General features: G+C 44.3%; 6 protein-coding genes. 3 read left to right on the forward strand and 3 right to left on the reverse strand.

Going from position 1 to position 14,035, the window contains the following annotated elements; genetic code table 11:
- Positions 1-2 precede the first annotated feature (2 nt).
- On the forward strand, positions 3-9,071 hold the full coding sequence (locus ACR9Y8_RS19980) for an amino acid adenylation domain-containing protein (protein ID WP_481215014.1): 9,069 nt from the start codon (positions 3-5) through the stop codon (positions 9,069-9,071).
- A 504-nt stretch (positions 9,072-9,575) separates the two neighbouring features.
- Here ACR9Y8_RS19980 and ACR9Y8_RS19985 read toward each other — a convergent pair.
- Complete coding sequence (locus ACR9Y8_RS19985) at positions 9,576-10,001, reverse strand: SRPBCC domain-containing protein (RefSeq protein WP_481215015.1); 426 nt, start codon at positions 9,999-10,001, stop codon at positions 9,576-9,578.
- 222 nt (positions 10,002-10,223) lie between these two features.
- Between ACR9Y8_RS19985 and ACR9Y8_RS19990 the strand changes: the two genes are divergently transcribed.
- Positions 10,224-11,009, forward strand: a complete 786-nt coding sequence (locus tag ACR9Y8_RS19990; protein ID WP_481215016.1) for an alpha/beta fold hydrolase — start codon at positions 10,224-10,226, stop codon at positions 11,007-11,009.
- A 12-nt stretch (positions 11,010-11,021) separates the two neighbouring features.
- Here the strand turns inward: ACR9Y8_RS19990 and ACR9Y8_RS19995 are convergent, their stop codons facing one another.
- Together ACR9Y8_RS19995 and ACR9Y8_RS20000 are read right to left on the reverse strand one after the other, a co-directional pair.
- Positions 11,022-11,906, reverse strand: coding sequence for an alpha/beta fold hydrolase (locus tag ACR9Y8_RS19995; protein WP_481215017.1), 885 nt, complete (start codon positions 11,904-11,906; stop codon positions 11,022-11,024).
- 70 nt (positions 11,907-11,976) lie between these two features.
- Entirely contained in the window at positions 11,977-12,819 is an 843-nt protein-coding gene (locus ACR9Y8_RS20000) for an NmrA family NAD(P)-binding protein (protein WP_481215018.1), read from the reverse strand.
- Between the two features lie 501 nt (positions 12,820-13,320).
- Here ACR9Y8_RS20000 and ACR9Y8_RS20005 point away from each other — a divergent pair.
- On the forward strand, positions 13,321-13,764 hold the full coding sequence (locus ACR9Y8_RS20005; RefSeq protein ID WP_481215019.1) for a MauE/DoxX family redox-associated membrane protein: 444 nt from the start codon (positions 13,321-13,323) through the stop codon (positions 13,762-13,764).
- Positions 13,765-14,035: the final 271 nt, after the last annotated feature.

The raw sequence follows: 14,035 nt of genomic DNA on the forward strand, positions 1-14,035 counted from the left end.
CTATGAAAAAATATACAGGTCTTGAAATAGCAGTTATAGGGCTGGCAGGAAAATTTCCTAAGGCTGATAATATTGAGCAGTATTGGGACAACCTGAAGAATGGCAGGGATTGTATCAGTGAGTTGAGCGAGGAGGAGATCAGAAATGAGGGTGAACAGGAGGCCATACTGAAAAGGAGTAATTATGTCAGGGCAAATGCTTTTTTAAACAGTAAACAATATTTTGATGCAGATTTTTTTGGCTACAGACCTGACGAAGCAGCATTAATGGACCCACAAATTCGCATATTCCATGAATGTTGCTGGGAGGCTTTGGAAGACAGCGGTTATGGCACTATGGAACAGACGGATAAGGTTGGTATTTTTGCCACAGCTACCCCAAATCTGAATTGGTCTTTGTATGCACTGCATAAGAACCAGGAAAGACTGGTGGATGATTTCTCCCTTTCACAGCTGAGTGACGTGTCCTTCCTGAGCTCAAGGATTTCTTATAAGTTAAATCTAAAGGGCCCCGCCATATTTCTTCAGACTGCCTGTTCGTCTTCTTTGGTGGCCATTCATGAAGCCTGTAATAGTTTGCTTTTAGGTGAATGTACCATGGCTTTAGCAGGAGGCGTAACGGTTAATAATTATTCCCAGAGAGGATATCTCCATGAAAAGGGAATGATATTTTCAGGGGATGGAAAATGCAGGCCGTTTGACATCAATTCAGATGGTACGGTCAGTGGCGAAGGAGCCGGAGTGGTGGTATTGAAGCGGCTCAAAGATGCCATCAGGGATCGCGATAATATCTATGGAATAATAAAGGGCACAGGCCTGAATAATGACGGGAATAATAAAGTGGGGTATACAGCGCCGGGTATTGAAGGGCAGGTGAATGTGATCAGGAGAGCATATAAAATGGCGAATATAGAGCCGGAAAGCATTTCCTATGTAGAAGCCCATGGTACGGCGACAGAGCTGGGAGATGTGATTGAAATTGATGCGCTTAACGAGGTATACGGCAACAGGCATAAAAATACCTGTGCGATCGGGTCAGTCAAGTCAAATATTGGCCATCTTGATAGTGCAGCCGGTGTGGCGGGGTTTATAAAAACGGTACTTGCACTAAAACACAGGCAGTTGCCGCCTAGTATCCACTTCGTGCAGCCCAACCCAAGGATCAACTTTGGCAATGGTCCTTTCTATGTCAATAATAGCCTCAGGAACTGGGATAACCCTGCCGGTGTGCTGCGGGCTGCTATTAGCTCTTTCGGAATAGGCGGGACCAATGCGCATTTGATTTTGGAAGAAGCGCCGTCTAATGAAGTGAACGGAATGTCAAGAACGCACCAGCTGATAGTATTGTCTGCACAAACAAAAGAGAGCCTTGCAGGTAATTGTGATAAGCTGCTGCAGGTTTTGAGAAGGGACGATGCACCTTCGCTGGCCGATATGGCTTATACTTTAAATAAAGGAAGAGAAAGGTTCAAATACCGCAGGACGTTTGTTTGTAAGGACAAGGAAGAAGCTATAGGTCTTTTGTCCAGGTTGAGCGACAATGCGCCGGCGACCGGAAATAACCATGAAAATATCAGGAACGTTGTTTTTATGTTTTCCGGACAGGGGTCTCAGTACCGGGAGATGTGTAAGGATTTATATGCAAAAGAGCATTTTTTTAGAGAGCAGCTTGACCAATGCTTCGAAATTGCCGGCAACTATACCGAAGTAAATTTAAAGGATATTTTATTTTCTGAGCAGGAGCCGGCCGATACATTGAACTCAGTAAACAATACACAACATACTCAGCCATTATTGTTCTTTGTAGAATACGCCATGGCGCAGCTTTTGATAAATTGGGGCATTAAGCCCGATTATATGATAGGGCACAGTATAGGTGAGTATGTGGCCGCCTGCCTTAGTGGTGTGTTTTCATTGAATGACGCCATACGATTGGTGATCAGGAGAGGACAGTTGATCGCCAGCCTGGAAAGAGGCAGTATGTTAAGCATCGATGTTGATAGAGCAAAGCTGCAGGAAATTCTTCGGGAATTTCCCAATATCGATATCGCTGCAATCAATAGTGATAAGGCGATAGTAGTGGCAGGCACTGATCAGAACATTAAATCATTTGAATCCTATCTTACCCGGGAAGGTTATAAATCAAAATTGCTGTATACTTCCCATGCATTTCATTCATTCATGATGGAGGGGGCGATGGCAGACTTTGAGAAAATAGTGTCTTCAGTGCCTGTTCAGGAGCCCAAAATTCCATATGTATCGAATCTTACCGGTGAATTAGTAGTGTGGGAAGACTTAAAAAAGCCTGCTTACTGGAGTAAACATCTCCGGCATACGGTTCAGTTCTCCAAGGGAGTAAAGTGGTTGGCAGAACAAGGCGATGCGGTATTTATTGAAATGGGGCCGGGGCGGTCACTGTGCAGCTTTTTGAATGATAATGCTGCCGCGAATGCCGGGCACCTTTCCGTCAATACCATCAGCCAGAGGAACCAGCAGGTGGATGACGCAAAATACCTGCTTGAGAAGATGGGACAGCTATGGCAGGCCGGGCTAAGAATTAATTGGGATAATTTTTATGAAAAGGAAGAAAGAAGAAGGGTATCCCTGCCGACCTATTCCTTCGAAAGGAAAAATTTTACCACAGATGTCAATGCGTTTGATTTATGGAGGCATGATGTGTCAGAGAAAACCGGCCCAATGGAATTTCTTCCTGAGGAAAGCATTCATCAATTTCACTGGCAAATTAAGCCTTTAGCCGAAAAGGGCGCGGCATTGACAGAAAGAAGGGAATGTTTTCTTCTCTTTTCCGATAATGAAGGGTTTGCTGCTGATTTGTCAGCCTATCTGGAATCGCAAGATCAGCAGGTCATTGTGGTAAACGAAGGATCCGCCTTCAGGAAGACAGGGCCAGTTACCTTTACCTTAAATTATGGGAACCCCGACGATTTTATTGCACTTTGGGACGAGATCGGTGATATGGGGAATACTGTTAGTCAAATTGTATACTGCCCTGCAATCACCCCCCAGTCAGGAGTAGCCGATTATGAACATATCGATGCCCATCTCGGCCGCGGATATCTGGGATTGTCCCATCTCGCAAAATCCATTGCAACCTTAAAGTATACAGGTGAGATCAATATCACTGTTATCGATAATTTCTTAGCAGCTATTACTGAAGAAGAGGAGATTAATCCACTTAAGGCTGCCATTCACGGGCCGTCCAGGGTAATGCCGCTGGAGACGATGAACCTCCGCTGTAAAGTAATAGACGTTTCATTTCCTTATAAAAACGGGGAAAGCAGTGAGGACTACCTTCCAAAGATTATCAGCGAAATTCTGGGTACTTCCAGTGAGCCATTTGTTGCGTATAGATTTAAACAAAGATGGGTACGCACTTTCAGTTCGTTAACACCTGAGGACAATGCGGCGTCCGGTATATCAATCGCAAAGGGAGGCACTTATCTGCTCACAGGCGGTTTGGGTGGCATGGGCCTTACTATCGCCCATGATCTGGTGATTAGCCATGGCGCCAATGTTATACTTGTTCACCGCTCCGCATTTCCCGATAAATCGGAGTGGCCTGACTGGCTGGCGCAAAAAGGCATCAACAACGAGATAAGTCAAAAGATCATCCAGCTACGGGAGATGTTGGATACCGGCTGCCATGTTCAGTTGATCCAGGCAGATATTTCTGAGGAAAGCGAAGTTATACGGCTAAGCAAAGAAGTTAAAGCGGTCTCCGCGAAAATAGATGGACTGATATGGGCAGCTGGCGAAATTGATTATGGAGGCATCCTGGCAAATAGGGATAAAAACACGCTGATTAAATCAGTAAGCTCCAAAATACATGGAGCGCTGTTGTTTGAAAAGCATTTCTCGTTTGCTGATATGGAATTTATATCGCTTTTTTCATCAATCGGGAATGTGTTGTATTACCCAAAATTTGGACAGGCAGGGTATAATGCTGCAAATGAATTCCTTGAAAATTATTCGTATTTCCTGAAACGGAAGTATAATATACATGCGTTTACTATAAACTGGTGCGATTGGAAATCAGTTGGCATGACAGTTAAAGCACGCCTGCGGGAAGCAGATAATGATGATGTGGCGTTGATAAGCGAGCAAATTACAGATGGAATAACACCCCATGAAGGTGTCCTGGTTTTCAACAAATGCCTTAAAAACCGGGGTACTGCGACAACTATATACAAGGAGAGCATCGCCAAATCCATCGAAGGTCAAAGGAGAACGTATAACGAGATCAAAGCAGGGCTTAAAAAGCAGGTTGTTTCCGCTACTTATCAGCGGCCTGACGCAAAATCAAGGGAAGAATTGCTGCTGCAGTTGTTTTCCAACTTTTTTGGAAAGCCGGAAATCGGAATGGACGATGATTTCTTTGAGCTGGGTGGGGATTCTTTGATGGGGATGACCTTTGTTGCAAGGGTCAATCAGTTATTCCATACTGATCTGTCCATAACAGACATTTATAAATATCCAACTGCGCGGCTGTTGCTTACGCAGTTCAGCGATGACCAGGTTGAAACGGAATGGGCACAAATACCCAAAGCAGCGGAGAAAAGGTACTATCAGCTCTCTTCTCCGCAAAGAAGAATGTATTTCCTGCAGACATTTGATAAAGAAAGTGTGACCTACAACGAGAATATTATTTTCTGGTTGAAAGGAAATCTTGATAGGGAAAAGTTTAGTGCTGCAATTAATGAGATCATCAGGCGTCATGAAATTTTACGAACTTCTTTCCAATTTGAAAACGGAATACCTGTACAGCAAATCTTAACTAATTCTGATTTTAAAGTATTATACGATAAAGGTGCACAGGGGGATCTGGAGAAAATCATCGCGTCATTTATCCGCCCCTTTGAGCTCGATAAAGGGCCATTGATGAGAATAGGTGTTTATGAAGTGTCGGAAGACCGGCATTTAGTAATCTTTGATATGCATCACATTATTATGGATGGTATCTCTAAAGCTATCCTGGTGAATGAGTTTCTGTCATTATATAGTGGAGCCGCCCTGCCTGATCCTGCTTTGCAATATAAAGATTATGCCGAATGGCAACAAAGTGATGAGCAAAGGAAATTAACAGAGGTGCATAAGGCCTTCTGGTTAGCTCAGTTCGAAGATGAACCGCCCATACTTCAGTTGCCAAATGATTTTGAAAGACCAGCCGTCAAGAATAACGAGGGAAGTGTAAGTAATTTTATGATCGCAGCTCCCGAGGTACGGGCGCTAAAAGCAATAGCGGAAGAAGAAGGGGTTTCCATGTTTATGCTCTTGCTGTCTGCTTATTATGTGTTGCTTTCCAAATTAAGCAACCAGGATGATATCATCGTCGGAACGCCAACAGCCGGACGCCCTCATGCAGACCTGGAAAACATGGTGGGAATGTTTGTGAATATGGTACCGCTTAGAAATAAGCCTGCGGCGGATTTAACTTTCAGCGAATTCCTGCAGGCTGTAAAAACCAATAGCCTCGATTTCCTCGCCAACCAAAACTTTCAGTATGAAGAACTGATTGAGGCAATCAAAATGGAAAGAGATTTGAGCCGAAATCCTTTATTCGACGTTGTTTTTTCACATGAGAATTTTAAGTTCCCCGAGCTGAATATGCCAGAGCTTGAAATAGAGGACTTTAATAGTGATTCGATCGTATCCAAGTTTGATCTGAGGCTAACTACAGTTGAGAAGTCCGATAATATATACGGTACATTTGAATACTCAACAAGGTTATTCAAAAATGAGACCATAGACGGATTTGTTAGACATTTCCTTCAGGTGATACAGGTTGTCATCGGCCAAAGGGATATAAAAATTGCCGATATCGAAATTGTTGCGAATGAAGAAAGAGAGAACATATTGCGTGAATTCAACAATACTGCAGCGGAATTTGAAGATCAGAAACTGATTACGGACCTGTTTGAAGAACAAGTTGACAGGTCGCCATTTAATACCGCTATTATTGCCGAAGGAGCTCATTATTCTTATCAGTGGTTAAATGATGCTGCCAACCGACTGGCCAATTTGTTACGCTCGAATGGCGTAGAGCGCGGAAGCTCAGTGGTGGTTGTTATGGAGCGGAATGTAGCATTGCCGGCTGTTTTGCTGGGCATTTTGAAAGCAGGTGGCAAATATGTGCCTGTGGAACCTTACCTGCCGGCAAACCGGGTGAGCGTGATACTGAAATCTGTTCAAGCCAGGTGTATTATTACCAACAAGTATAACTACCAGTTTGTTGACGGGCTCCTGGAACAATCCGCCATCCCGTGTAGCGCCTTTACTGTTGATGTGAACACGGACGCTTTCCTGGAAACTAATTTGCTGGAAAAAGGATCCCTGCTGCCCGTTAACTTATATGAATTTGACGCAGGTAACCTTATAAAGTTGAGCCAAAGCGAAGATCTGGCTTATATCATCTTTACTTCCGGTTCCACCGGCGATCCTAAAGGGGTAGCTGTTCAGCATAAACCAGTTATTAATCTCATTGAATGGGTAAATAAAACCTATGGTATTAATGAACATGATAAAGTGCTTTTTGTGACTTCAGTTAGTTTTGACCTTTCTGTATATGATATATTTGGAATCTTAGCCGCCGGCGGAGTAATCAGGGTTGCCAACAGAGCTGAGCTGGAGGATCCGGATATGCTGGCCCATATCATGATAGAAGAAGGTGTTACTTTTTGGGATTCAGCGCCGGCAATGTTGCAGCAGGTGCTGCCATTCCTGGAAAGTAGAAGGTTAGCTGCCGGTATCAGGGGGCGCTTGAGGCTTGCATTTCTAAGTGGCGATTGGATCCCATTAACAATGCCTACGCAGATGACCGGGATCTTTGAAAATTTGAGGTTTATCGCATTGGGTGGCGCCACAGAGGCGACCGTATGGTCCAACTTCTTTGAAGTGAAGGAAATAGATCCCACCTGGAAAAGCATTCCCTACGGTAAGCCCATCCAGAACGCCAGGTATTATATACTTAATAAATCCATGAATGTATGCCCGGTAGGTGTTACCGGTGACTTGTATATTGGTGACCTTTGCTTAGCGAAAGGTTACTTTAATGATCCGGTATTAAGTAATAATAAATTCATTCAAAGTCCTTTTGAGGAAGGAGGCATTTTGTATAAGACCGGGGATCTGGCCAGATGGTTCCCGGACGGAAATATGGAATTTTTGGGAAGGAATGATTCGCAGATCAAGATAAGGGGTTATAGGATCGAGCTGGGAGAAATCGAGCGGAAACTAATTGAGTTTGAAGGGGTTGAACAGGTATTGGTGCAGGTGTTTTCAAAAACGAAGTACGATAATTTTGTATGTGCTTTCTATGTTTCCGCGAAGCCCTTATCAGAAGAAGCAATGCGGGAATTTTTGGCAAAAGATCTGCCCATTTACATGGTCCCGAAGTTCTTTATACCTATCGATAAGATACCGGTTACAAAGAATGGCAAGATAGATCGGAAAATGCTCCCTTCTCCAGAATTGTATGCGAAAGCGGATAATATTATAGCGCCAAGAACAGCCATCCATCGGGCGCTTGCGAAAACATGGGCGGAGCTACTTGGTATAGAGCAGGCGCAGATAGGAATCAGGGATGACTTTTTCGGATTGGGAGGACACTCTATAATGGCGGTCCATCTGATCAATGTTATTAAGCAACAATTTGGTGTTGGAATGAAATTGCGTAAGATTTTTGAAAACCCGACCATCGAAAAATTAGCTAAAGTAATTGAAGCCGGAACAATCGATGAATCAGGATCGATCAGGAAAGTAGAGCATGCGCAAACATATCCGGTATCACATGCCCAGGAAAGGCTTTATTACGCGCAAATGCTCAATAAAGATAGTATTGGCCATAATGTGTATGGGGTTTATCAGATCAAAGGGCAGGTGGACGTAGATAGACTTGAGCAAAGTTTTCAGCTGTTAATAGACCGCCATGAGGGCCTGCGCACTTCATTCGTGTTGAATCCTGAGGGGCTGGTACAAAGGATCAACCCACATGTTGAATTTAAGCTACGAAAACTGGCAAGCCACCGGCTTGAATCTTTGACAGACGCATTTGAGAAGTTTGTAGCGCCTTTTGACTTATCCGCTCCTTCTCTGATCCGGTGTGGTTTTTTGAAGAAGGACGATATTAACCTTTTGTTTGTTGATATTCATCACATCGTTTGCGATGGCATCTCCCTGAATATTTTAATGAATGATTTCAAAAATATTTACATGGGAAATAATTTAGCGCCGCTATCCCTGCGATATGTAGACTATGCTTATTGGCAGCGGAATTCTCCCTCGTATAGTGAAAAACAAAAGGCATACTGGTCTCAGCAACTTTCCGGTGAGTTACCTGAAATTCAGCTTCCGCTAATACAAGATAGCAGTAAGATCGATATTCAGAATGCAGTCATTAAAACGCTCGAGATAGCAGGAGAAGATGTAGAGAAGACCCAGCGGATGCTGGCTGCGTCAAATGTGTCCGGGTATATGTATTTTCTGTCATTGTTCTATATCTTACTCCATAAGGTATCCGGCAATTCAGACATTATCATTGGAACCGATGTTATTGGCAGAACCAGGGATGATGTGAAGGACCTGGTAGGCACATTTATAAACATGCTGCCTTTGCGGCTTAACATTGATCCTGCCGATTCTTTTGAAGCATTGCTGGACAATGTCAAAGATGTTGTTTTGGGAGGATTTGAAAATCAGGACTATCAATACGATCAGATTATTTCCGACCTGGTGCTGGAGGGAAGGTTGCCACGGAGGTTTATTGCAACGCATTTTGCTTTTGTCAGCTATTTTGGCCAGTCAGTCCATTTGAATGGCCTGGATATAACTCCTTATGAACAGCGTTTGAAGGAGACAACAGCATTTGAATTCAAGCTGGAAGTAAGGGAAACAGCAGGAAAATACTACCTCTTATTTGTTTTTAGTGAAGAGTTGTTTTCAGACGAAGTAATGGATATGTTGGTAAGTTATTTTGCCAATACGATGCACTCCGTGCTAAATCAAAACAACATCTGCATTGAAGACATCAGTGTGGATAAGATGGTCTTGTCCTGATCTGTATTTTTTCGCCTTTCTTTTCCCTTTAAAAAGCCGTCAATATTGACGGCTTTTTTAGTTTTAAAGGAATTCCTTTTGATTTGGTTGGCAGGTTGGATGCCGTCGGCCACAGATTGAAATAAATACCCGTGTTGCTGAGCTGGAAATCAGGTATTTTTGCCCCAAGTTATGAGAACCTTTATTTTTATCGCAATAACTTTCCTTTTATCCTGTACCGGAAGGAAAGAAAAAGACCCTGTAATAAGATCACAATCAGGATACTTTGAGGCTATTAGTAAGAACGATGTTCAACTTGGTGCGCCCAAAGCAGGCGAGTGGCTTTTTGTGCACAAGGAGAAAGGACACGCCTAACCGTCTGTGTGCAGAATGCCAGAAGAAGTTGTTTTGGAACTTCAGGTATGATAATAAACGGCGCTTGCAGCAGCTCTGCAATTTCTGCAGAGAGAACAATTTACAGAAGGATTTAAATATACTGGAGCTTGATCTGGAAGCTGTTGAGCCTTAAACCTTACTCTCCACATAGGTTTTAAAAGTCATTAATACCCCCGCTACAAAATCACGCTGTAATGTTACCGGATCATCCTGGTTAGGCTCAAAGGTTTCCGTGATCCTGATCCCTGCGGGAGTAGCAATAAACAGGTTAGTAGCCTTCCTGCCATCTGTTGTTGTATAGCTGATTTTTTCATGGAAGGATACTTCATCATAAGTGCCTTTGAAATCAAAACCGCTGCTGCCATCTTTTGTTTCCATTACAAAGAAGAATTTGCCACCGGTCCGTACGTCATTTTCTACATAAGGCGTATGCCAGTTAACAGATGGACTGTTCCACTGTTTAATGTGCTCGGGGTCTGTCCAGCACGCCCAGACCTGGTCTATGGGAGCATTTACGATGGTTTCTACGGTGATGAATGATGCGTGATTTTCCATAGTTCAAAAGTAAGTGGATATAACCGGCTTGGGGAGGGGCGAAACGGACAAATGAGGGTTGATTTTACGCCAATCTGATTGACGCAATTACCCCTATCAATTGGCGTAATTGCACCCCTCAATAATAAAGTTTCCGGCGTATGTTTGTTCAACTTAAAAGAAGAATTTATGCGGCGCCGATCCTTCATCATCATATTCTTACTGATAATAACACATTTACAGATGAACGCACAGCACAAGCAAACGGGTCATTACGCCAACGTAAACGGTTTGAGACTATACTACGAAATACATGGTAATGGCAGTCCGCTGGTATTGCTGCATGGAGGTGGCTCTACGATTGAATCTACTTATGGGCGTATCCTCCCGGAATTCGGGAAGTCGCACCGGGTAATCGCTGTGGAGCTGCAGGCGCATGGGCATACCCTGGATATAGACCGTCCCCTGAGCTTTGAACAGGATGCTGATGATGTAGCCGCTTTATTACAGCAGCTGAAGATTGAGAAAGCAGATTTTATGGGCTTCAGTAATGGAGGAACTACCTGTCTGCAGATTGCTATCCGCCATCCGCAACTGGTAAACAAGCTGGTGCTGGTGGCTGCTGTATATAAGCGGGATGGTATGATCGCCGGCTTCTTTGACAGTTTTGACCATGCCAGCCTGGCGCATATGCCTAAGCCCTTGCAGGAAGCTTATTTAAACGCTAACCCGGACCCCAAAGGCCTGCAGGCCATGTTTGATCGTGATGTAGCCAGGATGAAAAACTTTAAGGATATCAGCGAAGCCGCTATCAAATCTATTCAGGCGCCGGCGCTGGTTATCAACAGTGATGCGGACGTGGTAAGGCTTGAACACGCGATGGAACTGTACCGTACCTTACAGCGCGGAAAACTGGCTATTCTGCCGGGTGTGCATGGAGAATGTTTGGGAGAGGCATGTTCACCGAACCCGCAGAGTAAAGTGCCAATGTTAGCGGTAGTGATGATAGAAGAGTTTTTGAAAGGCTAGTGTTATGAAAGATCACCTGCCTTTCAAAAAATCAATCATCAGCTTATTCAGCGCTGCAGGCTTTTCCATATTCAGCATATGCGCTACATCTTTCATCACTACGTGCCTGGCGCCCGGGATGTTTTTTTCGAGATATGCAGAGGATGCTGTTATATAAGGAAGGTCTTTATCGCCATCTATAATGAGCACCGGTACCTGTATGGAAGACAACTTTTCGATAGCCGGAGGATGTTCCTGCAGCGCAGGCCATCCATCCATATGATGTAGCCGGAGATGGGCCAGTGTTGTGCGGTATACATACTGCGACACCGGTGCTTTTAAGCTGTCTGCACGGCGGTATATTCCTTCTGCCCATGCTTTTGTAAATTCAACTGCTGCCCCAAGTGTGTCCTGCCGGTCCAGCGCCTGCGTAAACTGCTGGTACCAGGCCATGCTGGTGGAATCAATGGGCTGGATCTTATTGAAGCCATTGATGCCGGCAGAGATCAAAATAGCCTTATCTACCCGATTGGGATAAGCGATGATGAAGTCCTGAGCAATGGATGCACCCATAGAAAGGCCGGCAATGGAGACCTTTTGCAGGTGCAGGCTGTCCAATAATATTTTAATTGCTTCCGCCGCCAGTAAGAGGGTGTCAATACCTTTCGTCTTACCATGGAAGGGAAGATCTGGTGTTATGACATCGTAGCCGGCCATTAATGTGCTTACCTGGCTTTTCCACATGGTGTGATCCTGCAGACCCGCATGTAAAAGGAGGAGGAGCTTGCCTTTTCCTGTACGTTCGTAATACATGAGCAGATCTCCGGCCCTGATAGTTCCCCTTTGCAGTGTTTGTGCACTACATGCCGTTCTCCAAAAGAACGCAGGAAACAACAGTAAGACCGTCAGTGTTTTCATGTATCTAAAGATAACTTATTTACCGGGTTTATGATATGATCTCAATATGCAGCAGGTCTGAAAGATCTCTTCATTGCGGGTTCCATATACCTGTGGCTGCAGTTTTCCTTACATACTCGGAGAAGTCTGTCGGCTTTCTGCCTAAGGCCTTTTGTACACCATCCGCTAATTTTTCATTTCTGCCGTCCAGCACTTCTGTAAACAGGTAGCCCAGGAAATCAACAAATTCGTCGGGTACGATCCCATCAATCGCTTCACTATATTCTTTAACCGTCATCTGCTGGTATTGAATGGGCCTGCCGGTAGCTTCGGCAATCTCACCGATGGCGTCTTTGAATGTCAGCAGGCGGGGGCCTGTTACTTCGTAGAGCTGGCCATTATGTTTATTGTCTGTCAACGCGGCTACTGCCACGTCGGCAATATCATCCACATCAATGAAAGGCTCACCTACATCACCAGCGGGTAATGTAACATGACCGGCCAATATCGGTTCTATCAGATAACCTTCGCTGAAGTTCTGGGCAAACCAGCTGGCCCGTACGATCGTCCAGTCAATACCGGCGTTCATGATGATCTGTTCACAATTTTGAGCTTCCGTTTCACCGCGGCCGGAAAGCAGTACCAGTTTCTTTACGCCCTGGCTAACGGCTGTTTCAGTAAAGGAACGGATAATGTCTACCGCGCCTGGAACGGCCAGGTCGGGGTGGAAACATACGTAAACGGTATGGATGTTCTGCAATGCGGGGGTCCAGGTATTGTTATCCTGCCAGTCAAAACCGGGCCTGGCGGAGCGGGAGCCGCTACGTACGGGCCATCCCATTTCGGTAAGCTTTCTGAAGATACGGCTGCCGGTTTTACCGGTTGCTGCTGTTACCAATATTGTCTTTCCTGTGTTTGCCTTTGTGTGAGTCATAACCTTGATTTTAAACCAAAATTATGGCCGCCTGCATGTGTAAAATAGAACAAAACCGACAACCTGAACGATCAGGCTGCCGAAACCCTGCTGGCGAAAGACGCCAGGGATATGAAGCGTTGTAGTATAATAATCTTCAAAGAGGATGGCTTCTGCTACAGCGTGCTGGGGAAATGAAAAACAGCCGGAGAAAAATTCCGGCTGTCAAGGCTACGCATTAAAGATATGGTTGGTTCAGCCTTAATAAGTTACAAAACCGGATGGCAAGATCCGGTTTTGCCCGCATAAAGCGGGAAACATGCATATATAATTCCTCAATACGAAGGTCCTTATTTTATCTTTTTTAAGCGATTAATCAGTCGTTAATGCAATTGTTAATCAGATCATAATATAAAGGCCCATTGTAATCCTCCGGGGATTAACCGCGTATTAACACTAGCTTGTTTAATCATTAGTAAATTTATCATTGCTTACCCTGTACTGATCTAAAATCTTTCTCTTATGAAGAAGAAAACCGTAGTTGATATTATTACTTATCTGTTCATCATACTATTCATTTATGCCAGCGTGAATAAACTGGTAGATTATGAGAACTTCAGCACTGAACTGGGCAAATCGCCGCTGCTTACCGCATTTGCAGGATGGGTGGCCTGGATGATCCCTGTAGTGGAATTACTGGTAGTGGTATTGCTTACGATACCTAAATGGTGCCTGGCAGGTTTGTACGCTGCTTTCAGTTTGATGACCATGTTCACCGCATACATTGTAGCTATTCTCAGGTTCAGTGATTATGTTCCATGTTCCTGCGGCGGCGTGCTGCAGAATATGACATGGAACCAGCACCTGGTATTCAATATTGTATTTGTTTTGCTGGCTCTGACAGGCATCATACTGCATGAGCCGGAGCAGCATAAGAAAGCGCCTTTGAGCCCTTCTGCCGTTTAGCAAATGTCTGATCACCGGAAGGGAAACGTAAAACAGGATCATCCGAAACCTGTAAACAGTAGGTATTAGAGTTGAAACCTTCTAATAAGTGAACACAGACAGGTAAACCAACAAATGAGCAATATAAGCCGGCGCCCTCCGGCTTATATTGTTTTAGTAGCAGCAAGGAAAAATTTTAATGCTGCATAAAGTTGATTATTAATCCCGTTTATCTTCCATAAGGAAATTTTTTCGCCGCCCTTGGTATGGTATGTATTACATATTGAATATT

Source organism: Chitinophaga sp. SVR4-12A, from assembly GCF_056754765.1.